The sequence below is a fragment of the Streptomyces sp. NBC_01591 genome, from assembly GCF_035918155.1.
Lineage (GTDB): Bacteria > Actinomycetota > Actinomycetes > Streptomycetales > Streptomycetaceae > Streptomyces.
In genome coordinates this window covers 1,930,454-1,952,907 of sequence record NZ_CP109327.1, presented here as the reverse complement: position 1 = coordinate 1,952,907, position 22,454 = coordinate 1,930,454, and the positions used below count along the sequence as shown (strand labels likewise).

Here is a 22,454-nt window from a genome sequence, read left to right as displayed (position 1 = left end):
ACAGCCCGTCATCCAAGTGATAGGTCACCCCGTGAACACTTCACCTCACGAAGAACACTCGGGCGGCGCCCGAGCCACTGCCGGCAGAACCGCCCTCGCCACGCTCGCGGGCACCACGCTGGAGTGGTACGACTTCTTCCTCTACGGAACAGCCGCGGCCCTCATCTTCAACGAGCAGTTCTTCCCCGCGCTCAGCCCCGCCGCCGGCACCCTGGCCGCCTTCAGTACCTTCGCCGTCGGCTTCATCGCCCGCCCCCTCGGCGGTCTGGTCTTCGGCCACTACGGAGACCGCATCGGCCGCAAGGCGACGCTGGTGGTCTCCCTCGTCCTGATGGGGATCGGCTCCACCCTCATCGGTGCCATCCCGAGCTATGAATCCATCGGCTTCTGGGCCCCGGTCCTCCTGGTCACGCTGCGCATCGTCCAGGGCATCGGGCTCGGCGGCGAAGGGGCCGGAGCGACGCTCATGTCGATGGAGCACGCGCCACCGGGCAAGAAGAACCTCTATGCGGGCTTCCCGCAGATGGGCACACCGGGCGGCCTGGTCCTGGCCAATGTGATCTTCCTGGTCACCAACGCGGTCATGGGCGACCACGCGTTCACCTCGTGGGGCTGGCGCGTCCCGTTCCTGCTCAGTTTCGTCCTGGTGGCCGTGGGGCTGGTGATCCGGCTGCGGGTGACCGAGTCGCCGTCCTTCGACCGCGTCCGGGCCCAGGACCAGGTGGTCAGGTTCCCGCTGGCCGAATCGATGAAGGTCGGCTTCCCCCGGCTCGCGCTGACCCTGCTCGCCGTCGTGGCCAACTCGGCCGTCGCCTATGTGTTCATGGTCTTCACGCTGTCCTACGGCTCCCAGCACCTCGACTACGACAAGCAGTTCCTCATCGTGAGCGTCACGGTCGCGGCGGCCCTGTGGTTCGTGACCATTCCGGTGTGGACGAAGATCGCCGACCGGCACGGCCGCCGGACCATGTTCATCGCCGGATCCGCCGCCATCCTCGTCTGGTGCGTCGCCTTCTTCCCGCTCCTCAACACCGGCAACTCCGCCCTCGCCGTGGTGGCGCTGCTCGGCATGGGCCTCATCATCCCGGTCACCCACTGCGTGCAGGGCAGCATCATCGTCGACACCTTCCCCGTCAACGTCCGGTACTCCGGCTCCTCGGTGATCCTGCAGGGCGGCGCCATCCTGGGCGGCGGACTCGCCCCCATGATCTCCACGGCACTGCTCAACTCGGGGGGCTCGTCGACCGGGGTGACGTGGTACCTCGTCGGGATCTGCGCGGTCAGCCTGGCCGGCGCGGTCGCCCTGTTCCGGCTGGTACCCGAAGGGGCGCCGGAGCCGGTGCGGGCCGCCCCGGCGGAGTCGCTCTCCGGGCGCGGCGCATGACCGGCCCCGCCGTGGTCCGGTCCGGCCCGGTCCGTTACGCCGTGGCCGAGCGCTTCGCGCGGCCCCGCCCGGTGCGTGACGACGGCCGCCCGCCCACCGGCGAGATCTGCCCGCAACTGCCGTCCAGGCTCGACGCGGTGATGGGACCGCCGCTCGACCGGCACCCGCAGGGCGAGGACTGTCTGAACCTGACCGTCACCACACCCGCCCGCGACAGCGCGGCGCGGCCGGTGATGGTCTGGTTCCACGGCGGCGGGTTCAGCAGCGGCGCGGGCCTCATGGACTGGTACGACGGCGGGGCACTCGCCACCGAGGGCGATGTCGTCGTGGTGGCCGTCAACTACCGCGTCGGCGCACTCGGATACCTCTGCCTCGACGGGGTGTCCGAGGGCAATCTCGGCCTGTACGACCAGCTCGAAGCGCTCCGCTGGGTGCGGACGCACATCGCCGCGTACGGCGGCGACCCCGCCGATGTCACAGTATTCGGGCAGTCCGCCGGGGCGCTCTCCATCCGGCTGCTGATGGAGCTGCCCGAGGCCCGGGGGCTGTTCCGCCGCGCGATCCTGCAGAGCGCGCCGCTGGCGATCGCCACCCGGTCGCGGGCCGATGCCGAAGTCCTCGGCCGGATCTTCAGTGAGCGGCTCGCGGTACACGCCCCCGGAGCCGGCCCGCGTGTCGCCGCCCAGGCAGCCGTACTCGCGGCGCAACGGGACACCGGGCTCGCCCACCGGGAACGCTCCGCCTCCACCCTGGAGCCGCCGTTCGGCCCCGTCGGCACGGCCGGCGCCGCCCCCGGACCGCACGTCCGCGGCCTGGACATCATGTACGGCTGGAACGCGGACGACATGTCGGCCTTCCCCGGAGAGAAGGGCGGGAACGGTGACCCGGCGGAGCCGACCCGGCGGATGTACACCGAACCGCTGACCGCCCTCGGGCAACAGCTCGTCCGGGCCGGAGCCCGGGTGCACGCCTACCGGCTGGACTGGCGCCCGGCCGGATCGGAGTACGGCGCCACCCACTGCGTGGAACTGCCGCTGCTCCTCGGCTCCCGGGCCGCCTGGCGGGACTCCCCGATGCTGGGGGATACCCCCTGGGAGGAGGTGGACGAGCTGGGCAGGGCCGTGCGCGCCACCTGGATCGCCTTTGTCCGCACCGGCCGTCCCGGTGCCGTCGCGCCCCCGCTGACCTGCTGCGAGATCCTCGCCCGACGTCCGTAGCGCCCCGTAGCCGGCCCTGCCGCCCGCCCGGTCTACCGGCTGTCCGTGCCCGTGGCGGGGTCCAGCAGCTCGACGACCCGGAACCGTTCGGCGACGACCATGGTGTCGTCGTCGACGGTGAACCCCGGATCGCCGAGCGCCTCCCGCATCTCCTCGCCGTGCCAGAACTTCTCGTGCCCCGCACGCCACTCGGCCACCGACGTGTCGCCCTCGCCCTCGTCGATCGCATGCTGGAGGTCGACGTCACCGAGGCGCAGCACCCGCACCTCCGTCACCTCCAGCACCGCGATCTCCCGGCCGGCCGAGTCGATCAGCGCGGAGCGCTCACCCACCGGAGGCAGCTCCTCCTTCTCCGCCTCGTACTCCGCGAGCAGCCCGGTCGTCGACACCTTCGCGCCGGTGAGCACCGCCCCCACCAGCTGATCGCGCAGTGGCCCGGGGAAGGCGAGCAGAAAGGGCTTGAGGGGTTCACGGTTCGACATGGCGCCAAGTCTGGCATGCCCGCCGGGGCGCGGCGCCGGGCCGCCGGCACCCGGCAGGGGTCTTCAACTGCACGCCGGACGGGCCGAGTTGTGAACCGATACGGGCGGCCGGCCTCCCGACCCTGGTGACCGGCGGCCGCAGCTGGTCGAATAGCCGGGTGAACAGTCGCCCTCCCGACGCCGAAGGCACCCCCGTGGGCCGCCGTCTCGTCCTGGCCATGCTCGGACTGGGCGCCGCCGGAGTCGTCGCGGCGCCCGTGCTGCAACGCACGCTGGAATCCGGCCTGGGCGCGGTCGCCGACAAGGACCCCACCGGCCTGACCGGCCTGCTCCCCAACGGCGGCGGCTTCCGCTACTACTCCGTCGCCTCCTCCGTACCGAAGAAGAGCGCCGACGACTACCGGCTGACCGTCGACGGTCTGGTCGACCACCCGGCCACGTACACCCTGGACGACCTGAAGGGCCTGCCGCAGACCCGCATGGTCCGTGATGTCCAGTGCGTCACCGGCTGGCGGGTGCCCGGGACGCCCTTCGAAGGGGTACGGCTCTCCGCGCTGCTGGACGCGGCGGGCGTACGGCCCGGGGCGAAGGCCGTCCGCTTCACCTGCTTCGACGGCGCCTACAGCGAGAGCCTCACCCTCGCGCAGGCCCGCCGCGCCGACGTCCTGGTCGCGCTGCGCCTGCAGGACCGGCCGCTGACCCACTCCCACGGCGGGCCGGTCCGGCTCTACGTGGCCCCGATGTACTTCTACAAGTCGGCGAAATGGCTCTCCGGGATCACCGTCACCGACTCCGTGCGCCCCGGCTACTGGGAGGAGTTCGGCTATGACGTCGACGCCTGGGTCGGCCGGTCCAACGGCCGCGACGACGCCCCCACCGTCTGAGCGCGTCCAGCGCTTCAGCGCCGCGGAGCGCTGGGTGCACCGGACCACCGCGACACTGATGCTGGTGTGCGTGGCGGGTGCGGCCTGTCTGTACGTACCCCAGCTCGCCGAGCTCGTCGGCCGCCGCCGTCTCGTGGTCACCGTGCACGAGTGGTCCGGGCTGCTGACCCCGGTGCCGTTCCTGGCCGGTCTGTTGTCCCGGGCCTTCCGGGCCGACCTGTCCCGGCTCAACCGCTTCGGGCTGCACGACCGGCAGTGGCTGCGGGCCGTGCGCCGCCGCGACCACCGGCCGGGGGCCCGGCCGGCCGGGAAGTTCAACGCCGGGCAGAAGCTCTACGCGGCATGGATCGCGGGCGCGACCTTGGTGATGACGGGCACCGGGCTGCTGATGTGGTTCACCGGCCTCGCGCCGCTGCTGTGGCGCACGAGCGCGACCTTCGTCCACGACTGGCTGGCGCTCGCGATCGGGATCGTATTGGCCGGGCACATGGCAATGGCGCTCGCCGACCCGGAGGCACGCCGTGGCATGCGCACCGGGTCGGTCGAGCGCCATTGGGCACGGTCACAGCATGCGCTGTGGGGGGAGGATCGTGCGGGCGGCCGCGCGCTAGATGACTAGCGACAGCAGCAGGATGAAGGCCAGCGAGACCACGGAGATGATGGTCTCCATCACCGACCAGGTCTTCACCGTCTGGCCGACGCTCATGCCGAAGTACTCCTTCACCAGCCAGAACCCGGCGTCATTGACATGGCTGAAGAAGAGCGAGCCCGCGCCGACGGCGAGGACCAGCAGAGCGGCGTGGGACGTCGACATGTCGGCGGCCAGCGGGGCGACCAGACCGGCCGCCGAGATGGTGGCCACGGTCGCCGAACCGGTCGCGAGCCGGATCGCGACGGCGATCAGCCAGCCCAGCAGCAGCGCCGGGATCGACCAGTCCTCGGAGAAGTCCAGGATCATCTGGCCCACACCGGCGTCGATCAGGGTCTGCTTGAAACCGCCGCCCGCGCCCACGATCAGCAGCACACCGGCGATCGGGGCCAGGGACTTCTCGACGGTGGTGGAGAGCCGGCCCTTGGAGAAACCGGCCGCCCGGCCCAGCGTGAACATGCCGACTATGACGGCCGCGAGGAGCGCGATCAGCGGCGAGCCGATCACGTCGGTGACCTTCTGGAGGCTCTGCTCCGGGTCGTCCACGACGATGTCGACCAGAGCCTTGATCAGCATCAGCACGACCGGCAGCAGAATCGTCGCCAGGGTGGCGCCGAAGCTGGGACGACGGTCGAGGTCCTCCGAGGGACGCTGCGGAATCATCTTCTCCGGAGCCTTGACGTCCACCCAGCGCGCCGCGTAGCGGGAGAAGACCGGCCCCGCGATGATCACGGTCGGGATCGCGACCAGCACACCCAGCGCCAGCGTGACACCGAGGTTGGCGCCGAGGGCGTCGATCGCCACCAGCGGGCCGGGGTGCGGCGGGATCAGACCGTGCATCACGGAGAGACCGGCCAGCGCCGGGATGCCGATCCGCATCAGGGAGAAGTTGCCGCGCTTGGCGACGAGCAGCACCACCGGGATCAGCAGCACGATGCCGACCTCGAAGAAGAGCGGCAGACCGATGATCGAGGCGATCAGGACCATCGCCCACGGCATGGAGCGCCGGCTCGCCTTGGCGAGGATGGTGTCGACGATCTGGTCCGCGCCGCCGGAGTCGGCCAGCAGCTTGCCGAGGATCGCGCCGAGTGCGATGAGCACACCGACACCCGCGACGGTCGAGCCGAGGCCGGCGGTGAAGCTGGCGATCGTCTTGGCCGGAGCGGCGCCGGCGAACGAGCCGAGCGCCAGCGAACCGATGGTCAGCGCGAGGAACGCGTGCATCTTGAACTTGGTGATGAGCAGAACGATGACGGCGATGCCCGCCAGAACGGCGATACCCAACTGCGCGTTGCCTGCCGAAGTGATCGGTTCGACGGCGTCCGCTGCCAACATCTCGACGCTGAGACTGGTCACGGTGGTGATCCTTAGATATCGAGCCGGCGCAACGCGGCGACGGCTCGCTGGGTGATTTCTTCGGGGGTGCCGGACACGTCGACCGAGACACCGGCCTCGTCCTCCTGCAGCGGCTGCAGGGTGGCGAACTGCGAGTCGAGCAGCGCGGTGGGCATGAAGTGCCCCTTGCGCTCCGCCATGCGCTGCTCGATCAGAGCCCGGTCGCCGGTCAGGTGGAGGAAGACCGCGCCGGGTGCCTCGGCGCGCAGCCGGTCCCGGTAGACGCGCTTGAGCGCCGAGCTGCTCACCACTCCGCCGAGCCCCGCCCGGCCGTGCGCCCACCGGCCGATCGCATCGAGCCAGGGCCACCGGTCCGAGTCGTCCAGCGGGGTGCCGGCCGACATCTTGGCGATGTTCGCCGCGGGATGGAAGTCATCGCCCTCTGCGTACGGAACGCCGAGTTCGGCGGCGAGCAGAGGGCCGATCGTGGTCTTGCCGGTCCCTGCTACGCCCATCACCACGACGACGTGGGGGGTGCTCATTGGTGGTGCCTCGCAGTCTTCTTCGACGTCTTCCTCGACATCGGTCCGTCGCGTTACTGAAACCTATACGTACGACTTATTCAAGATGTTGTGACATAAACGTCGTACTTTTTGTTCCGGAAGGGTGCCCCGTAGGCTGTGCTCATGACCACACGGGGCCCTGGGCTGCATACACATGTGCTGGACACCCTGGGTCTGGAGATCGCCGCCGGGGTGCACCCGCCGGGACAGGTCCTGCGCACCGATGAGCTGGCCCAGCGCTTCGACGTCTCGCGCACCGTCGTCCGCGAGGTGATCCGCGTCCTGGAGTCCATGCACCTGGTCGAGTCCCGGCGCCGGGTCGGCGTGACGGTGCGGCCGACCGAGGCGTGGAACGTCTACGATCCGCAGGTCATCCGGTGGCGGCTGGCCGGCGCCGACCGCCCGCGCCAGCTGCGCTCCCTGACCGTGCTGCGTTCGGCGATCGAACCGGTCGCGGCCGGCCTCGCCGCCCGCAACGCCACCCCGGAGCAGTGCGCGGCCCTCACCGAGTGCGCGCTCGGCATGGTCGCCACCTCGCGGGGCCAGCAGCTGGAGGGCTATCTGGAGCACGACATCGCGTTCCACCGGATCGTGCTCAACGCCTCCGGCAACGAGATGTTCGCGCGGCTCGGCGATGTCGTCGCCGAGGTCCTGGCGGGCCGTACCCACCACCAGGTGATGTTCGAGGACCCGGACCCGGCCGCGGTCACCCTCCACGTCCGGCTCGCCGAGGCGGTGCGCGAGGGCGACGCCGTGGAGGCGGAGCGGCTGACGAAGGAGATCGCGGTGGGCGCGCTGCACGAGCTGGACGTGCTCGCTCCCTGAGATCCGTACCGCGACACGCGACGGCCCCCGCGGAACGATCCCGCGGGGGCCGCCGGTTCAGCAGGTCCGGCCGGTCAGCCGCCGTGCCCGTGGTGGCCGCCGTGCCCGGCGCCGTGGTCGAACTTCACCGCCTCGGGCGGCATCACGACGAACGGCCGCATCATGCCCATGTCCTCGTGCTCCAGCAGATGGCAGTGGTACATGAACCTCCCGTACGCCCCGTCGAACTTCCCGAGCACCTTCACCAGTTGCCCCGGGGGCACCCGGAAGACGTCCTTCCAGCCCTCTTCGTTCGGTGCCGTCGGAATCGTGGTGCCGTGGTCGAACGCCACGGGCGAGCGGGTTCCGCCGACCGCCGGATCGAAGCCGTCGAGCTTGTACGCCTCCCGGCCCATCACCTGGAAGTCCGTCAGATGGATGTGCATCGGATGCGTCGGACCGCCCAGGTTGAGGAACGACCACTGCTCGTAGGTGCCTTCACCCACCGTGAAGCCGAGGCCGTCGTTGAAGGTCCGCGCGATCCTGCGGTACGTGCGCACCGTGCCGTCCTCGCCCTGAACCTGGATGACACCGTCCGAGGGCACCCGCACCTCACCGGCGTCCTCGACCTCCGCCATCTCCCAGATCTCCGGGTGACCGCCGCCGCCGACCGTGCCCGGCACCGTCAGCACCACGAGCCGGTGCCCGTGCTCCACCTGGCCGTGCTCGTAACGCCGGAAGGAACCGGACAGCACCTCCGGCAGCTCGAAACCGTCCCGCTGCCCCGTCTCCCGTACCCGGAACTCCATCACCTGCGGGAACGGTACGTTTGCCGCAGGGTCCGGCACCCCCGGCGCGAGCTTGCCGCGGTTGACCAGCCGGACGCGTCGGCCGCCCAGCGCCGAGAAGTCGATCAGCAGGTCCATCCGCTCCGCCGGGGCGATCGTCAGCTGCGGCAGCACGTCGTCGAAGTCGCCCGGCACCGGGCGCGGCAACAGCCCGCCGTCGCTGCCGATCTGCCGGATCACGCCCGGGACCGGGTTGTTCTCCTCGTCGACCAGCACCAGATCGTAGATCCGGGCGTTGGATGCGTTGACCAGCCGGAAGCGGTACCACGCGTCGTCCACGTCCAGATGGGGCCAGATACGGCCGTTGACCGTTGTGTACGGACCGAAGAACGGCAGCGACACCGGCTTCCCGGTCTCCGGATCGGCCTCGACGAGCACCGTCGTCTTGTGCAGCAGCCGCCCGTTGAGCCGGCCGTCCCCGTCGGTGTCCAGATTGCGGTCGGCGAGGATCAGCGGCAACTCCCGGTCGCCGGACGGCAGACCGAGCGCGTCCTCCTCGTCGTCCCTGATCAGATAGGTGCCGACCAGTCCGGCGTACACGTTCCACCGGGTGATGTTCATGGCGTGGTCGTGGTACCACCACTGGGCCGCCTGGTGGTCGTTCGGGTACTCCGACAGCTGCGCGTCGCCGAAACCGACCGCGTTGTCCGCCCAGCCGTCGTTGCCGCCACCGGTCTGCGCACCGTGCAGGTGCGTCACCGTCCAGGCGGGCAGCGCGGCGACATCCGCATTCGGCTCGACGCCGTCGCGTCCGGGGCGGTTGTGCGGGGCCGGTTCGCCCTGCTTGACCGGACCGACCTCCACCGCCGTGACCGGGTACTCGCTGCCCTTGGGGATCCGGTTGGTCCAGGCGATCCTGATCCGCTCCCCGCGCCGCACCTCGATGGTCGGTCCCGGCACCGTACCGTTGTACCCCCACATCAGCGTCGGCGGCAGCTGCGCGTGCAGCCGCACCCAGGTGGGTGACAGGGCGATCTCGGTCTCGTGGAGCACGTCTCCGCTCTGCGGGCGGAGCACCGGCGGGACGGGCAACGCGTCGGTGTACGGCAAGAGTCCGCCGACCGGCGTCCCGAGCGCGGCCGCTTCGGGCCCCGGTCCCGGCTCGTCGGTCCGCTGACTGATCTTCTCCGTGGTCTCGGCGATCTCGGTCAAGGTACTTCCCCCATGATCCGTAATTCCACTGCTGGTGGACCACGCGACCCCTGCCCCCGCAGGTACTGATTCGGTGGCCCCTGTGTATCGAAGGACCGCCTGGAAACCGCCGGAGTTCAGCGGTGTGCATCATCTGACCGAAACCGGTACAACCCACCGGGTGGACGGCGGTAGTTTTCCGCCAACGCGGCGCGCCGCCGTGACACCCTCACGGGGCGTACGGTTGTTCGCGTTCGATCATCGCAAAAAGACGGAAACAGGAGACCACGGTATGTCGCAGCAGGTGCAAGGGGTCATCGCACCGGGGAAGAACGAGCCGGTACGGATCGAGACGATCGTGATCCCGGACCCGGGCCCCGGCGAGGCCGTGGTGAAGATCCAGGCGTGCGGCGTCTGCCACACCGATCTGCATTACAAGCAGGGCGGTATCAACGACGAATTCCCCTTCCTGCTCGGCCACGAGGCCTCGGGCGTGGTGGAGTCCGTCGGCGAGGGCGTCACGGACGTCGAGCCCGGCGACTTCGTCATCCTCAACTGGCGTGCCGTGTGCGGGCAGTGCCGCGCGTGTCTGCGCGGCCGCCCCTGGTACTGCTTCAACACCCACAACGCCAAGCAGAAGATGACGCTGCTCGACGGCACGGAACTGTCGCCGGCCCTCGGCATCGGCGCGTTCGCCGAGAAGACCCTGGTCGCCGCCGGTCAGTGCACCAAGGTCGACCCGGAGGTCTCCCCGGCCGTCGCCGGTCTGCTCGGCTGCGGTGTGATGGCGGGCATCGGCGCCGCCATCAACACCGGACAGGTCGGCCGCGGCGACTCGGTCGCCGTGATCGGCTGCGGCGGTGTCGGTGACGCGGCGATCGCCGGAGCCCGGCTGGCCGGCGCGGCGAAGATCATCGCCGTGGACATCGACGACCGCAAGCTGGAGACGGCAAAGACGATGGGCGCCACGCACACCGTCAACTCCCGCTCCACCGACCCGGTCGAGGCGATCCGCTCCCTGACCGACGGCAACGGCGCGGATGTCGTCATCGAGGCGGTCGGCCGCCCGGAGACGTACAAGCAGGCCTTCTACGCCCGCGACCTCGCCGGCACCGTCGTCCTGGTCGGCGTCCCCACCCCGGAGATGCAGCTGGAGCTGCCGCTCATCGACGTCTTCGGGCGCGGCGGTTCGCTCAAGTCCTCGTGGTACGGCGACTGCCTGCCCTCGCGCGACTTCCCGATGCTGATCGACCTGCACCAGCAGGGCCGGATCGACCTCGGCGCGTTCGTCACCGAGACCATCGGACTCGGCGACGTCGAGCAGGCCTTCGCCCGGATGCACGACGGCGACGTGCTGCGCTCGGTGGTGGTCTTCTGATGGCCGCCCGCATCGACCACCTCGTCACCTCCGGCACCTTCGCCCTCGACGGCGGGGAGTGGGACGTCGACAACAACGTCTGGATCGTCGGCGACGACACCGAGGCGATCGTCATCGACGCCGCCCATGACGCCGCCGCCATCGAGGCCGCGCTGAACGGCCGTACGCTGCGCGCCATCGTCTGCACGCACGCGCACAACGACCACATCGACGCCGCCCCGGCCCTCGCCGACGCGACCGGCGCACCGATCCTGCTGCACCCCGACGACCTGCCGCTGTGGAAGCAGACCCACCCGGACCGCCTCCCGGACGGCGAACTGGCCGACGGCCAGGAGCTGGAGATCGCCGGAACGACGCTCAAGGTCCTGCACACCCCCGGTCACGCCCCGGGCGCCGTCTGCCTCCACGCCCCCGAGCAGGCCGCCGTCTTCACCGGGGACACGCTCTTCCAGGGCGGGCCCGGCGCCACCGGACGGTCCTTCTCCCACTTCCCGACCATCGTCGCGTCGATCAGGGACCGGCTGCTCGCGCTCCCGCCGGAGACCACCGTCCGTACCGGACACGGCGATTCCACCACCATCGGCGCGGAGGCCCCGCACCTGGACGAGTGGATCGCCCGCGGTCACTGAGAACCGCGGACACTCACCGGTCCGGCCACGCGGAGAGCCGCAGCCCGCTCTCGAAGCGGCGCGGCTCGCCCGTGACCGGATCGGTGAACTCCAGGACCCGGGCGAGGAGTTGGAGCGGGCGCGAGAAGTCGTCCGGCGCCCCTTCCGCCTCGACCACCGGATAGACCGGGTCGTGGACGAGCGGCAGCCCCAGGCCGTTCATATGGACCCGCAGCTGATGGGTCCGCCCGGTGGCGGGCAGCAGCCGGTAGCGGCCGAGCCCCTCCCGGTGCTCCAGCAGCTCGATCCGGCTCTCGCTGTTCGGCTCGCCCGGCTCCTTACGGGCGGCGATCACCCCACGCTCCTTCACGATCCGGCTGCGTACGGTCCGCGGGAGGACCAGCGCCGGATCGTACGGTGCCACCGCCTCGTACGCCTTGTGCACCAGCCGGTCCCGGAACATCGTCTGGTACGCGCCCCGCTCCCCGGGCCGTACGACGAACAGGACGAGGCCCGCGGTCAGCCGGTCCAGCCGGTGCGCCGGCTGCAACTCCGGCAGATCCAGCTCGCGGCGCAGCCGGGCCACCGCGGTCTCGGTGATGTGCCGGCCGCGCGGCGTCGTCGCCAGGAAATGCGGCTTGTCGGCGATGACGAGATGCTCGTCGCGGTGGACGACACCGACCGGGAACGGCACCGGGTCCTCGGGCGCGAAATCCCGGTGGAACCAGATGTACCGGCCCGCGGCGTACGGTTCGTCGGCGGACACCGGGCCCCGCACGGAGACGAACCGCCCCTCGGCGAACATGGCGTCCACCCGCCGCGCCCCGATCGCGCCCGCGAACCGTGCCAGCAGATGATCACGCACCGTCGGCCACGCCCCGTCCGGATCCTCGGGGAGCCGCAGCCGGACCGGATCGATCCCGTCCCGCTGCGGCAGCGGTGACGCCGGGGGCTTCGCGCGCCCCCTCACCGGGGAACGCCGGCCGCTACGGCGGTGCTCATGGTGCCGGCTCCTCGTCTCGTTGCCCGGGGTGTCCGCACATTATCGCCGGTCACCGGCCCGGCGCCCTCAGACGGTGGGCAGCGTCACCTTCTCCGGACCGCAGCCGATGCGCTCGGCCTCGGCGGCGACATAGCCGGGCAGCAGCTCATGGGCGAGGCCGGCGACCGAGTGCTCCGTGTGGTCCAGCTGCTCCACCACGAAGGCCACCGGACCGGTCTGGCACTTCGCCCGGTAGACGGCCCTGGTTCCGTCGATGGAGCCGGACCCCTTGGAACCCTTGAGGGGCAGACCGGTCCTGAGTGTGCCCGAGGAGAAGATCTCGGACAGCGCCGGGTCCGTCACCGTCGTCAGCCGCACGGCGGGGTTGTAGGAGCCACCGGCCTCGCAGACCCGGGCGGGCCCACCGTCGCCACCGACGCGCGTGCGGGCCAGATCCTTGCGGTGCGCCTCGGGAAGCGTGAAGCCCTTGATGCCGCAGAAGGCATCGGCGTCCGTCTTCTTCCGCTCCACCGGGGCGGGCAGGGCGCGCGGTACCCGGTACGTGCCGGAGCAGCCGAAGTCGCGGATGACCCCGTTGGTGGCCTCCACCACCGCACGGGTCAGCGCCGCGCGGTCCTCCTGCTCGTAGTCCGAGGAGAGGTCGAGTCCGGTCGGCCCCATGCCGATGTCCACCACGGTGGGGCCGGTGAACTCGTCCCGCCCGGTGCAGCTCTGCGGCAGCGCCAGCCAGGCGCGCGACGACGAGGCCAGCCCAGGCAGCCCGTCGCCGAGCGACACCATGTCGGCCGCGAGGAACTCCGCGGGCCAGTCGCGCCCGTCCGTGCCCATCAGACCGTCCAGCCGGGGCCCCAACCCTTCAGCCCGGAACCGAGGTTCGCGTAGAACACCGTCCGCCGCCCGTCGCACTCGGTGCGTACGAGCCCGCTGCCGACGCCCTCGGGAAGGCCGTCGAACAGTGCGACGAGGCGCGGCTCGGCCGCCATCACGTACTGCGCCGCAGGCTCGTCGGGCATGCCTCGCGCGCGCCACACCACCGAACACGTCTGGAGCCGTTCGTCGACCACACCCACCTGCTCCCGGTAGCCGGAGCCCTTGCCGAAGTCGAGCGTCACACCGGGGATCCGGCACAGCGGGCTCCGGGCGGACCCGGCGTCCTCGGGGACCGTCACGAAGGGCGAGGTCGTGCGCAGCACCCCCCTCGACCCGCACCCCCGCACCGTCGGCGTCCGTCAGCTCCGCCCACCGGACGTCGGCCCGTGCGCCGTTCTCCTGGGGCCGCACGTACGGAGTCTGCATCTCGTCCACGGACATCCGCCACCGGCCGAGCACCGCAGCGGCCCGGGTGTCCGGGTACGCCTCACCGGGCCCGCCGCCGAACCACCGCGCCCCGCCGTACATGGCGGGCAGCCCGAACCGGATGCCCAGCCGGGGCAGCGGCACCCGCCACTCGGCGTGTGTGTGCGGTTCATGGGACTTCTCGCTCGGGGTAAAAGCCCTCCGTGCTGCCGGCGCTCCGGACGCCAGCGAGTGATGAACCGATTCAACAAGGGCGGCCGATTGCACGGCCGATACGTGCCCGCGCAGGGCGCAACACAAAGTGCCGATCAGGATTTCTCCTGATCGGCACTTGCTCTGGCTCTGTGTCCGAGGGGGGACTTGAACCCCCACGCCCGATAAAGGGCACTAGCACCTCAAGCTAGCGCGTCTGCCATTCCGCCACCCGGACAAGGTGTCTGTCTCGCGGGCTCCGGCCCGTTCCGACGTGGAAAACAATAGCAAACATTCGGGGGTGCTCGATCACGGCCGGACTGTGTGAAGGGCGCATGACGGGGGGTGGATGCCCTTGGGCGTGCGGGCCCGGCGCGGGAGGATGAGGGGGAGCACCACAGCGACAGTGGAAGGAAGCAGCGTGAGCGAGACCAACACGGCTTGGACCGGCTCGGGCGAGGACGAGGTCGTGGACCTCTGTCGCGAGCTGATCCGGATCGACACCAGCAACTACGGGGACCATTCGGGACCGGGGGAGCGGGGCGCGGCCGAGTACGTCGCGGAGAAGCTCGCCGAGGTCGGGCTGGAGCCGCAGATCTTCGAGTCCCACAAGGGCCGCGCCTCGACCGTGGCGCGGATCGAGGGAGAGGACCCGTCCAGGCCCGCGCTGCTGATCCACGGCCACACCGACGTGGTTCCGGCCAATGCCCACGACTGGACGCACCACCCGTTCTCGGGCGAGGTCGCGGACGGCTGCGTGTGGGGCCGCGGCGCGGTCGACATGAAGGACATGGACGCGATGACCCTCGCGGTCGTCCGTGACCGGATGCGCAGCGGCCGCAAGCCCCCGCGCGACATCGTGCTGGCCTTCCTCGCGGACGAGGAGGCGGGCGGTACGTACGGCGCGAGGTACCTCGTGGACAAGCACCCCGGCCTCTTCGAGGGAGTCACCGAGGCGATCGGCGAGGTCGGCGGCTTCTCCTTCACGGTGAACGAGAAGCTGCGGCTCTACCTCGTCGAGACGGCCCAGAAGGGCATGCACTGGATGCGCCTCACCGTGGACGGCACCGCCGGCCACGGCTCGATGACCAATGACGACAACGCGATCACCGAACTCTGCGAGGCGGTCGGTCGGCTCGGGCGGCACAAGTGGCCGGTCCGGGTGACCAAGACCGTACGGTCCTTCCTGGACGAGCTGTCCGACGCGCTCGGCACCCCGCTCGACCCGGAGGACATGGAGGCCACGCTCGCCAAGCTGGGCGGCATCGCCAAGATGGTCGGCGCCACGCTCCGCAACTCCGCCGCTCCCACCATGCTGGGTGCCGGTTACAAGGTGAACGTCATCCCCGGCCAGGCCATCGCCCATGTCGACGGCCGTTTCCTGCCCGGCTTCGAGGACGAGTTCCTGGCCGATCTGGACCGGATCCTAGGCCCGCGCGTGAAGCGCGAGGACGTGCACGGCGACAAGGCGCTGGAGACCAGCTTCGACGGCTCGCTCGTCGACGCGATGCAGGTCGCCCTGAAGGCGGAGGACCCGATCGCCCGTGCCGTTCCCTACATGCTCTCCGGCGGCACCGACGCCAAGTCCTTCGACGACCTGGGTATCCGCTGCTTCGGATTCGCCCCGCTGAAGCTGCCGCCGGAGCTCGACTTCGCGGGCATGTTCCACGGTGTGGACGAGCGTGTGCCGGTGGACGGTCTGAAGTTCGGCGTGCGGGTGCTCGACCGCTTCATTGACAACTCCTGACGCCTTGCCGGATTTCCGCCGACTTCCCGCACCAACAATCGTCAGCGTGTGCGTATTTGACCGGAACGAGTGAAAGGGGACAAGCGCTCGTAGCCCGATTACCTCTTCCTCGTTACAGGTGATGCGGTCCGCGGCTGGGACCGCATTGCCAACTAGGAGGAACAATGATCAAGAAGGTCGTCGCTGCTGCGGCTGTCACTGGTGGTCTGGTGCTCGCGGGTGCGGGCATGGCCGTCGCGGACTCCGGTGCCCAGGGTGCCGCTGTCGGCAGTCCCGGCGTGCTCTCGGGCAACAACATTCAGGTGCCCGTGCACGTGCCGGTGAACGTGTGCGGTAACACGATCTCCGTGATCGGGCTGCTGAACCCCGCCTTCGGCAACACCTGCGTCAACGCCTGACGTTGTGCGTCAACCCGTAAGGGTTTGAATCCGGTCGGCCCCGGAGTGCACGCCATGCACTCCGGGGCCGCTGGGTACTCCGCCCCCGCACGGTCAAGTCCGGGGGTTTTCCGGAAGGTAGAAGGCAGGAAACAACCTATGCGACAGGTCACGCGTAAAGGCCTGATCACCATGGCGGCCGCGGGCGGCGTGCTCGCGCTGAGTGGCGGTTATGCGCATGCCGACGCGGGAGCGGCCGGCGACGCATCGAATTCCCCGGGGGTGCTTTCCGGGAATTCGGTACAGATCCCGGTGGACGTACCGGTCAACGTATGCGGCAACCCCGTGAGCGTCGTGGGGCTGCTGAACCCGGCTGCGGGAAACACCTGCGGAAACGGTTCACAGAGCACCGCCTCGGGTCGGCACGCCTCGGGCAGTCAGGTCTCCGGCGACCGGACCCAGGCCCACCGTGCGGGCACCGGCAAGCACCGCGCCGCCACGAGCGACAACGGGAGCCGGGCGACGGCCGAGGGGACCGCGACGGGTTCGCCCGGCGTGCTCTCGGGCAACAACATCGCGGTGCCCATCGACATCCCCGTGAACGTCTGCGGGAACAGCTTCACCATCGGTGGACTGCTCAACCCGGCCTCCGGCAACGACTGCGGGAACGGGACGGATGTCGTCACGCCGCCCGTCGGCACCCCGGTCACCCCGGTCACCGAGACCGAACCTCCGGCTCCCGGGCCGCGGACCGTACCGAACGTGCCCGAGACACAGAACGTCGCGCAGCTCGCACACACCGGAGCGGGCGGCCTCGACCTGCTGATCCCGGCGGGCGCGGGCCTGCTGCTGGCGGGTGCGGGCACGGTGCTCTACCGCCGCGCCCGGACGTCCGCGTAGCGGACCGGGGCGGCGAAGCAAGCGCCACGAAGGGAGCGGGTCCCGCGGCTGCGGGGCCCGCTCCGTGTCACCAGGTGGCCCGGAGCTGGCGGATGATCCGCCGCCGCAGGCGTACCCTGCGGCTGCCGTCGCGGCGCAGCGTCAGCCGGTCCAACTCCCAGTGACCGTACTCGGCATGGTCGGTCAGCAGGCGGGCCGTCTCCTTCCGGGACACCCCGCGCGGCACGTACACATCGACAAATTCGTATTCCGGCATCGCATCTATTGTGCGGGCAGAGCCCGTGTACGGATAGCGTCTGCACTATGTCTGATGCTGCGCAGCCCACCGCTGCCGAGGTACGCGCCGCCGCCGAGGCGATCAAAGCCGCGCTCGACCACCACCTCGCGGCCGTCGAACGCCGGACCGGGGACGACGACGTGGCCGTCTATGACGCGTTCAACGCACTGGCCGCTGCCGCCGAGTTCTACGACGAACTGCTCTACGACCGGTACGACGAAGTCACCCCCTTCGAGATCCCGGGTGCGGAGGATTCGCTGCCGCCGTACACCGGCCCCGAGGAGCCGAACGCACTCAGTGTGCTCATCCGGCGCGACTACGCGGTGGTGGAGCCGCCGAGGCTGCTCGCACAGGCCCAGCGGATCGCCGACCTCGACCAGGACGACCACGGCGGGAGCGCCGCGGTGGTCGGCTCCAGCGTCCATGCGGCGCTCGGAGTGCTCTTCGGGGAGTACGAACCCGACGAGATCGCTTCCCGGCACACGGAGTTCGGCCTGGAAGAGGGCGACTCCACGCTCTGGGTCACGGCCGCGGAGGAGCTCCCCGAGCCGGGGGAGTGGCTCGGCGCGCCCTTCGACGACGCCGATCCGCAACTTGTGGTCTGCCGCTTCGACGTCAGCGCCGTCTTCGACGAGGACGAATCGGACGAGGAACCGGCCCGGCTCGACCCCGTCTGACCCACACCGCTGCGGCGGACAGCTCCTGATCCGCCGGCCGGACGGGCTCGCGACCGAGCCCGTCCGGTCAGGGCGTCCCCGCCGGGACCCGATCAGCGGGCCGGGGTCTCCAGCAGGGTGCGCAGCCGCGTCGTGCGGTCCTGGGCCGGGGACTGGGCGACCGCGCGCTGGAGTGCCTGATCCACCCCGTGCACCACGGACAGATGCCGCTCCCCGCGGCTGAAGGCGGTGTACACCCAGGAGCGGCTCAGCCCCTGCACCGCGTCGCCCGGCAGCACGACGACCACTGCGGGCCACCGCATCCCGGCCGCCTGGTGGGCGCTGAGGGCCCAGCCATGGCGCACGGAGGACTCCACCCGCTCCTGGGCCACGACGACCTCCGTGCCCGCGCAGTCCAGATGCAGGCCGTCGGCGTCCGCCGAGACGACCACCGCGGGCACGGCCCTGCCGGGCGCCGGGACGTGGACGACGCGGTCGCCCGGGTCGAAGCCGCCGAACCTGCCAGGACCGGGGTTGAGCCGCTGCTTCAGTGCCGCGTTCAGCGCCCGGGTGCCTGCCGAGCCGCCGTGGCCGACGGTGATCACCTGGGTGTCGGACGACGGTACGCCGATGGCGCGCGGCACCGAGTCGGCCACCAGCTGCACGGTGCGGTGCACCGCCTCGCCCGCATCGCGTACGGGGACGATCACCACCTCCTTGCCGGGCGCCTCGACCTGGTTCAGCTCGCCGATGCCGATGCCGGAGACCAGCTCGCCGATCGGTCCCGGATCCGGTGTGCGGGAGACGATCTGCGGGCACGCGCGGGCCGCGAGCACATCAGCGAACACCCTTCCCGCACCGGCCGATCCCAGCACACCGGGATCGCCGCTGAGCACCAGGCGGGTGCCGTCGGCCAGCGACTCGACCAGGATCGCGGCGGTCTCGACGTCCAGCTGCGGGGCGTCCAGCACGACGAGCAGGTCGACGGCGATCGCCCCTTCCTCGTCGCGCCCCGGGCCCTGCTCGCCCGAGAGCAGACCGGCGAGGGTGACAGCCGTTTCGGGATCGCCGGTCGCCTCGGCCAGCCGGCGCCTGCCGTCGGCGCTGTGCGCGGCGCCCAGGGCGCGCAGCCCGAGGCCGCGGGCCGCGGTGATCAGGGCGGCGGGCTCGGCCCTGGCGGCCTCGCCCCCGGTGTGTGCCACGAGGCCGTGGGCCGCGACCGCGCGGATCAGCTCGGCTGCCGACGGGGAGCTCGCGGCCGCGGTCGCCTGCGTCCAGTCGGCGTCCTTCTCGCAGGCGTTGACCAGCCGGGCCAGGCCGTCGGCGAGGCTCTCCTCGGCGAGTGCGTAGCGGTCGAGGCCGAGCAGCACCTGTACCGGTTCCTGTCCGGCCTGCCCGGTGCTCGCGTCGGCGTCCTCGCCGGGTTCCGCGGGTGCCTCGGACCCCTGGTCGTCGTGGTCCTCCTGGCCGTCCTGGAAGACCAGGACGACTCCCTCGGCGATGGCGTGCTGCACGGCCGCGTCGGGGTCGGTCACCGAACGCCCGGCGAGCGCGGCCCGTACCTCCGAGGCGTCCAGCGCCGTGTGGCCCCGGAGCGCGGCCCGTTCCAGCAGCCAGCCGACCAGGGCGGCGGTCCGCCGCTCGTCGTCCGGGCCGCACTCGTCACCGAGCAGGGCCCGCGCGAATCCGTCCGCCTGCTCGGGCCCGACTCCCGGCACGGCCAGCAACTGCCAAGGGTCCGCGCGCAGGGCGTCGGCCGCCTGCGCCCCGAGAGCCTCCGCTGCCGGTCCCGCCAGCGCCGCCGGAGCCCCGCCCTCGGCCAGGACGGCGGCGGTCGCGGCGACGGCCTCCGGCGGGGCGCCCTGGGGCGCTCGGGACGGTTCGGGGGCGCGTGGGCGGGCCGGAGCGGGCGCGGGCGCGGTGCGGCGGGGGGCGGCGGGCGCGGGGGAGTCGAAGAACGAGGTGGCGTGCTGCTCGCCGCTCTCCACCGCACGCACGGCCGCCAGCAGGTCGGCCGCCTTGCCGCTCAGCTTCCCCCCGGCGGCGATGGGGCCTTCCTTCTCGGCCTTGCGCTTCTCGATCCGCTCCCTGAGCTCACGCTGGGCAGCGAGCTCGGCCTCGGCCTCGGAGAGCGGTGCGGGGGCGGCATCCGCCCCTTCCCCGGCCGCGTCCCCGGCGCCGTCATCGTCGGCCGCGTCCGTCTCCACGTCCGTCGCGTCGTCGGCCGGTTCGCCGGTCCCGGGGGTCGGCTCCGCGTCGCCCGCCCCGGTGGTCCCGGAGTCTCCCCCGTCCGTCTCCGCCCCGTCCCCGGCGGACGGGGCGGGCGCGGCGGCGGAGGGGGGCGCGACGACGCCGTCGTCGTCGGCGGCCGGGGAGCCGGGGGTTTCCCCCCGGGGAAGCGCAGTCACAGCGTGCTCCAGTCCTGGTCGGGATAGCGGTGCACGGGCGCCGACACATCGTCGAGCGCCTGGCAGATCTCGTCAGGAAGACTAAGCGCCTCCACTGACAATGCCTCCGTGAGCTGCTGCGCGTTGCGCGCGCCGACGATCGGGGCCACCACTCCGGGCCGGTCCCGCACCCAGGCGAGAGCCACCTGGAGGGGCGTCGTGGCCAGGCCGTCCGCCGCTGTCGTCACCCCGTCCACGATGCGGCTCGCCGCATCGTCGAGATACGGCTCGACGAACGGAGCCAGCAGCTCCGAGGCGCCGCGCGAGTCCGCCGGAGTGCCCGACCGGTACTTCCCGGTGAGGACGCCACGGCCCAGCGGGGAGGAGGGCAGCAGCCCGACGCCGAGATCGAGGGCGGCGGGCAGCACCTCGCGTTCCACCCCCCGCTGCAACAGCGAGTACTCCATCTGTGTGCTCGCCAGCCGGGTGCGCACCCCGGGCGAGGCGAGCTGCCAGGTCGCCGCCTTGGCCAGCTGCCAGCCGCAGAAGCTCGACACCCCCGCGTACCGGGCGCGCCCGGTGGACACCGCCAGATCCAGCGCCTGAAGGGTCTCGTCCAGCGGAGTCACCGGGTCGAAGGCGTGGATCTGCCACAGATCCACGTGGTCCGTGCCCAGCCGTTCCAGGGAGGCGTCCAGCGCGTCCAGCAGATGCCCGCGCGATCCGTCGAACCGGCGGTACGGGTCGGCCACGCTGCCGGCCTTCGTCGCGATGACCAGATCGCGCCGTGGCACCAGGCCGCCGACGAGCTGCCCGAGCAGATATTCGGCCTCCCCGCCGCCGTACACATCAGCCGTGTCGACCAGCGTGCCGCCCGCCTCCCAGAAGGCTTTCAGCTGTTCGGCAGCGTCGTGCTCATCGGTGTCCCGGCCCCAGGTGAGGGTGCCGAGTCCGATCCGGGACACTCGAAGGCCGGTGCGGCCGAGATGCCTCTGCTCCATGGGCGCTGAGATTACTGGCCAAAACCCCACTCGGCGGAAGCCTGTGGACAACCCGGGGTCAAGTCGCCCCTGCCGGATCCCGTTGCCGCGCGCTAGAGTCCGGAGCTCAGGGACGTTACTGATCGGTAAGGGGAGCGGCTATGCGGCTCGGCATCAATCTCGGTTACTGGGGCGCGGGAATGGACGGCGACAATCTCGCCGTCGCCCAGGAGGCCGACCGGCTCGGATACGACGTCTGCTGGGCGGCAGAGGCGTACGGCTCCGACGCGCCGACCGTGCTCGCCTGGGTCGCCGCCCGGACCGAGTCCATCGACGTCGGCTCCGCGATCATGCAGATCCCGGCCCGCCAGCCGGCCATGACGGCGATGACCGCCGCCACCCTCGACTCGCTCTCCGGCGGCCGGTTCCGGCTCGGCCTCGGCGTGTCGGGACCGCAGGTCTCCGAGGGCTGGTACGGCGTCAAGTTCGACAAGCCGCTGGCCCGCACCCGGGAGTACGTCGAGATCGTCCGCAGGGCGATGTCCCGCGAGCGGCTCTCGTACGAGGGGCAGCACTGGACGCTGCCGCTGCCGGACGGTCCGGGCAAGCCCATCAAGCTGACCGTCCACCCGCAGCGCGAGCACATCCCGCTCTACATCGCTGCGATCGGCCCGAAGAACCTGGAGCAGACCGGCGAGATCGCCGACGGCGCGCTGCTGATCTTCCCCTCCGCCGAGCACCTGGAGGACACCGCCGTGAAGTATCTGCGGGCGGGCCGCGAGAAGGCCGGCCTGACCATGGACGGCTTCGACGTCTGCCCCACCCTGCCGCTCGCCGTCGGTGACGACGTCAACGGTCTCGCGGACATGTTCCGTCCGTACACCGCCCTGTACGTGGGCGGCATGGGCAGCCGCAAGCAGAACTTCTACAACCAGCTCGCGCAGCGCATGGGCTACGAGAAGGAAGCCGCCGAGGTCCAGGACAAGTACCTGTCCGGTGACAAGAGCGGTGCCGCCGCCGCAGTGCCGCACCAGCTGATCGACCAGACCACGCTGCTCGGCCCGGTCGAGCGGATCGCCGAGCGGATGCAGGCCTACGCGGCCGCGGGTGTCACGACGCTGACCCTCGCCCCGGCCGGGTTCACGCTCGAAGAGCGGCTCACGGCCTTGAGGGCCGGCACGGCCGCGCTGGAGCGCTCCGGGCTCGCATAGCGGGGTTTGCTGCCCCCGGGAGCAGCACTACGGCCGTGGTGGGGGCTCGGGGCCTCCCCGCCACGGCCGTCACGCATATCAACGCGCGCGTGGTCGGGCGGTTACGCAAGCACGCGCGCGGTCCGGCGGGAACGGGGCGACCCAT

Annotated in this window: 22 protein-coding genes, 1 tRNA gene and 1 pseudogene; 12 read left to right on the top strand and 12 right to left on the bottom strand. The window is 71.2% G+C overall.

Going from position 1 to position 22,454, the window contains the following annotated elements; genetic code table 11:
* Nucleotides 1–31 precede the first annotated feature (31 nt).
* On the top strand, nt 32–1,384 hold the full coding sequence (locus OG978_RS09130; protein WP_326764703.1) for an MFS transporter: 1,353 nt from the start codon (nt 32–34) through the stop codon (nt 1,382–1,384).
* The gene (locus tag OG978_RS09125) at nt 1,381–2,601 is read left to right on the top strand and encodes a carboxylesterase family protein (protein ID WP_326764702.1); all 1,221 of its coding nucleotides are present in this window, start codon (nt 1,381–1,383) and stop codon (nt 2,599–2,601) included. The genes OG978_RS09130 and OG978_RS09125 overlap by 4 nt, the downstream gene beginning before the upstream one ends.
* Before the next feature lie 32 nt (nt 2,602–2,633).
* Here OG978_RS09125 and OG978_RS09120 read toward each other — a convergent pair whose 3' ends face one another.
* Nucleotides 2,634–3,083 (bottom strand): ASCH domain-containing protein, encoded by a 450-nt coding sequence (locus OG978_RS09120; protein WP_326764701.1) that lies wholly within the window; start codon nt 3,081–3,083, stop codon nt 2,634–2,636.
* A gap of 218 nt (nt 3,084–3,301) precedes the next feature.
* Between OG978_RS09120 and OG978_RS09115 the strand changes: the two genes are divergently transcribed.
* A complete protein-coding gene (locus OG978_RS09115; RefSeq protein WP_326769975.1) occupies nt 3,302–3,967 on the top strand; it encodes a molybdopterin-dependent oxidoreductase in 666 nt (221 codons plus the stop codon).
* Nucleotides 3,909–4,586 (top strand): cytochrome b/b6 domain-containing protein, encoded by a 678-nt coding sequence (locus OG978_RS09110; RefSeq protein WP_326764700.1) that lies wholly within the window; start codon nt 3,909–3,911, stop codon nt 4,584–4,586. Before OG978_RS09115 ends, OG978_RS09110 begins: the two co-directional genes overlap by 59 nt.
* Here the strand turns inward: OG978_RS09110 and OG978_RS09105 are convergent.
* Nucleotides 4,575–5,972 carry a GntP family permease gene (locus OG978_RS09105; RefSeq protein WP_326764699.1) on the bottom strand — a complete coding sequence of 466 codons (1,398 nt, stop codon included), beginning with the start codon at nt 5,970–5,972 and terminating at the stop codon, nt 4,575–4,577. The two genes, OG978_RS09110 and OG978_RS09105, sit on opposite strands and share 12 nt — an antisense overlap.
* Nucleotides 5,973–5,983: 11 nt before the next feature.
* Nucleotides 5,984–6,493: a gluconokinase gene (locus OG978_RS09100; RefSeq protein WP_326764698.1), complete on the bottom strand. Its 510-nt coding sequence runs from the start codon at nt 6,491–6,493 to the stop codon at nt 5,984–5,986.
* Nucleotides 6,494–6,637: 144 nt separating this feature from the next.
* Here OG978_RS09100 and OG978_RS09095 point away from each other — a divergent pair, with 144 nt between their 5' ends.
* Nucleotides 6,638–7,339 (top strand): FadR/GntR family transcriptional regulator, encoded by a 702-nt coding sequence (locus OG978_RS09095; protein ID WP_326764697.1) that lies wholly within the window; start codon nt 6,638–6,640, stop codon nt 7,337–7,339.
* A gap of 74 nt (nt 7,340–7,413) precedes the next feature.
* Here the strand turns inward: OG978_RS09095 and phsA are convergent, their stop codons facing one another.
* Entirely contained in the window at nt 7,414–9,318 is a 1,905-nt protein-coding gene (gene phsA / locus OG978_RS09090; protein ID WP_442817671.1) for an O-aminophenol oxidase PhsA, read from the bottom strand.
* A 271-nt stretch (nt 9,319–9,589) separates the two neighbouring features.
* Here phsA and OG978_RS09085 point away from each other — a divergent pair, with 271 nt between their 5' ends.
* Both OG978_RS09085 and OG978_RS09080 read left to right on the top strand, forming a co-directional pair.
* The gene (locus OG978_RS09085; RefSeq protein WP_326764696.1) at nt 9,590–10,675 is read left to right on the top strand and encodes an S-(hydroxymethyl)mycothiol dehydrogenase; all 1,086 of its coding nucleotides are present in this window, start codon (nt 9,590–9,592) and stop codon (nt 10,673–10,675) included.
* Nucleotides 10,675–11,304 carry an MBL fold metallo-hydrolase gene (locus tag OG978_RS09080; RefSeq protein WP_326764695.1) on the top strand — a complete coding sequence of 210 codons (630 nt, stop codon included), beginning with the start codon at nt 10,675–10,677 and terminating at the stop codon, nt 11,302–11,304. Before OG978_RS09085 ends, OG978_RS09080 begins: the two co-directional genes overlap by 1 nt.
* Nucleotides 11,305–11,317: 13 nt before the next feature.
* On the opposite strand, the gene OG978_RS09075 is transcribed toward OG978_RS09080, so the two are convergent.
* The 5 genes and pseudogenes from OG978_RS09075 to OG978_RS09055 form a co-directional block, all read right to left on the bottom strand.
* Nucleotides 11,318–12,253 carry a pseudouridine synthase gene (locus tag OG978_RS09075; protein WP_326764694.1) on the bottom strand — a complete coding sequence of 312 codons (936 nt, stop codon included), beginning with the start codon at nt 12,251–12,253 and terminating at the stop codon, nt 11,318–11,320.
* A gap of 99 nt (nt 12,254–12,352) precedes the next feature.
* Nucleotides 12,353–13,114: a hypothetical protein gene (locus OG978_RS09070; protein WP_326770317.1), complete on the bottom strand. Its 762-nt coding sequence runs from the start codon at nt 13,112–13,114 to the stop codon at nt 12,353–12,355.
* Nucleotides 13,114–13,479: a hypothetical protein gene (locus OG978_RS09065; protein ID WP_326770316.1), complete on the bottom strand. Its 366-nt coding sequence runs from the start codon at nt 13,477–13,479 to the stop codon at nt 13,114–13,116. Before OG978_RS09065 ends, OG978_RS09070 begins: the two co-directional genes overlap by 1 nt.
* A gap of 82 nt (nt 13,480–13,561) precedes the next feature.
* Nucleotides 13,562–13,684 (bottom strand): annotated as a pseudogene (locus tag OG978_RS48260) (hypothetical protein); the annotation flags it as partial.
* Between the two features lie 243 nt (nt 13,685–13,927).
* Nucleotides 13,928–14,012 (bottom strand) — tRNA-Leu (locus OG978_RS09055).
* A gap of 183 nt (nt 14,013–14,195) precedes the next feature.
* Between OG978_RS09055 and OG978_RS09050 the strand changes: the two genes are divergently transcribed.
* The 3 genes from OG978_RS09050 (at nt 14,196) to OG978_RS09040 (ending at nt 16,798) form a co-directional block, all read left to right on the top strand.
* On the top strand, nt 14,196–15,521 hold the full coding sequence (locus tag OG978_RS09050) for a M20/M25/M40 family metallo-hydrolase (protein WP_326764693.1): 1,326 nt from the start codon (nt 14,196–14,198) through the stop codon (nt 15,519–15,521).
* Nucleotides 15,522–15,685: 164 nt separating this feature from the next.
* On the top strand, nt 15,686–15,919 hold the full coding sequence (gene chpH / locus OG978_RS09045; protein WP_326764692.1) for a chaplin ChpH: 234 nt from the start codon (nt 15,686–15,688) through the stop codon (nt 15,917–15,919).
* A 138-nt stretch (nt 15,920–16,057) separates the two neighbouring features.
* Nucleotides 16,058–16,798: a chaplin gene (locus OG978_RS09040; RefSeq protein WP_326764691.1), complete on the top strand. Its 741-nt coding sequence runs from the start codon at nt 16,058–16,060 to the stop codon at nt 16,796–16,798.
* 67 nt (nt 16,799–16,865) lie between these two features.
* On the opposite strand, the gene OG978_RS09035 is transcribed toward OG978_RS09040, so the two are convergent.
* Complete coding sequence (locus OG978_RS09035) at nt 16,866–17,054, bottom strand: DUF5703 family protein (protein ID WP_030918345.1); 189 nt, start codon at nt 17,052–17,054, stop codon at nt 16,866–16,868.
* 47 nt (nt 17,055–17,101) lie between these two features.
* On the opposite strand from OG978_RS09035, the gene OG978_RS09030 reads away from it, so the two are divergent.
* Nucleotides 17,102–17,752 carry a hypothetical protein gene (locus OG978_RS09030; protein ID WP_326764690.1) on the top strand — a complete coding sequence of 217 codons (651 nt, stop codon included), beginning with the start codon at nt 17,102–17,104 and terminating at the stop codon, nt 17,750–17,752.
* 92 nt (nt 17,753–17,844) lie between these two features.
* Here the strand turns inward: OG978_RS09030 and OG978_RS09025 are convergent, their stop codons facing one another.
* A complete protein-coding gene (locus OG978_RS09025) occupies nt 17,845–20,139 on the bottom strand; it encodes an ATP-dependent DNA helicase (protein ID WP_326764689.1) in 2,295 nt (764 codons plus the stop codon).
* Nucleotides 20,136–21,119, bottom strand: coding sequence for an aldo/keto reductase (locus OG978_RS09020; RefSeq protein ID WP_326764688.1), 984 nt, complete (start codon nt 21,117–21,119; stop codon nt 20,136–20,138). Before OG978_RS09020 ends, OG978_RS09025 begins: the two co-directional genes overlap by 4 nt.
* Nucleotides 21,120–21,259: 140 nt before the next feature.
* Between OG978_RS09020 and OG978_RS09015 the strand changes: the two genes are divergently transcribed.
* On the top strand, nt 21,260–22,309 hold the full coding sequence (locus OG978_RS09015; protein ID WP_326764687.1) for an LLM class F420-dependent oxidoreductase: 1,050 nt from the start codon (nt 21,260–21,262) through the stop codon (nt 22,307–22,309).
* Nucleotides 22,310–22,454: the final 145 nt, after the last annotated feature.

Excerpts from the sequence above, each read along its gene's own strand:
- OG978_RS09125 (WP_326764702.1), top strand. The coding sequence starts at position 1,381 with ATGACCGGCCCCGCCGTGGTCCGGTCCGGCCCGGTCCGTTACGCCGTG.
- OG978_RS09120 (WP_326764701.1), bottom strand. The coding sequence starts at position 3,083 with ATGTCGAACCGTGAACCCCTCAAGCCCTTTCTGCTCGCCTTCCCCGGG.
- OG978_RS09115 (WP_326769975.1), top strand. The coding sequence starts at position 3,302 with ATGCTCGGACTGGGCGCCGCCGGAGTCGTCGCGGCGCCCGTGCTGCAA.
- OG978_RS09110 (WP_326764700.1), top strand. The coding sequence starts at position 3,909 with ATGACGTCGACGCCTGGGTCGGCCGGTCCAACGGCCGCGACGACGCCC.
- OG978_RS09100 (WP_326764698.1), bottom strand. The coding sequence starts at position 6,493 with ATGAGCACCCCCCACGTCGTCGTGGTGATGGGCGTAGCAGGGACCGGC.
- OG978_RS09095 (WP_326764697.1), top strand. The coding sequence starts at position 6,638 with ATGACCACACGGGGCCCTGGGCTGCATACACATGTGCTGGACACCCTG.
- OG978_RS09085 (WP_326764696.1), top strand. The coding sequence starts at position 9,590 with ATGTCGCAGCAGGTGCAAGGGGTCATCGCACCGGGGAAGAACGAGCCG.
- OG978_RS09080 (WP_326764695.1), top strand. The coding sequence starts at position 10,675 with ATGGCCGCCCGCATCGACCACCTCGTCACCTCCGGCACCTTCGCCCTC.
- OG978_RS09070 (WP_326770317.1), bottom strand. The coding sequence starts at position 13,114 with ATGGGCACGGACGGGCGCGACTGGCCCGCGGAGTTCCTCGCGGCCGAC.
- chpH (WP_326764692.1), top strand. The coding sequence starts at position 15,686 with ATGATCAAGAAGGTCGTCGCTGCTGCGGCTGTCACTGGTGGTCTGGTG.
- OG978_RS09040 (WP_326764691.1), top strand. The coding sequence starts at position 16,058 with ATGCGACAGGTCACGCGTAAAGGCCTGATCACCATGGCGGCCGCGGGC.
- OG978_RS09035 (WP_030918345.1), bottom strand. The coding sequence starts at position 17,054 with ATGCCGGAATACGAATTTGTCGATGTGTACGTGCCGCGCGGGGTGTCC.
- OG978_RS09030 (WP_326764690.1), top strand. The coding sequence starts at position 17,102 with ATGTCTGATGCTGCGCAGCCCACCGCTGCCGAGGTACGCGCCGCCGCC.
- OG978_RS09020 (WP_326764688.1), bottom strand. The coding sequence starts at position 21,119 with ATGGAGCAGAGGCATCTCGGCCGCACCGGCCTTCGAGTGTCCCGGATC.
- OG978_RS09015 (WP_326764687.1), top strand. The coding sequence starts at position 21,260 with ATGCGGCTCGGCATCAATCTCGGTTACTGGGGCGCGGGAATGGACGGC.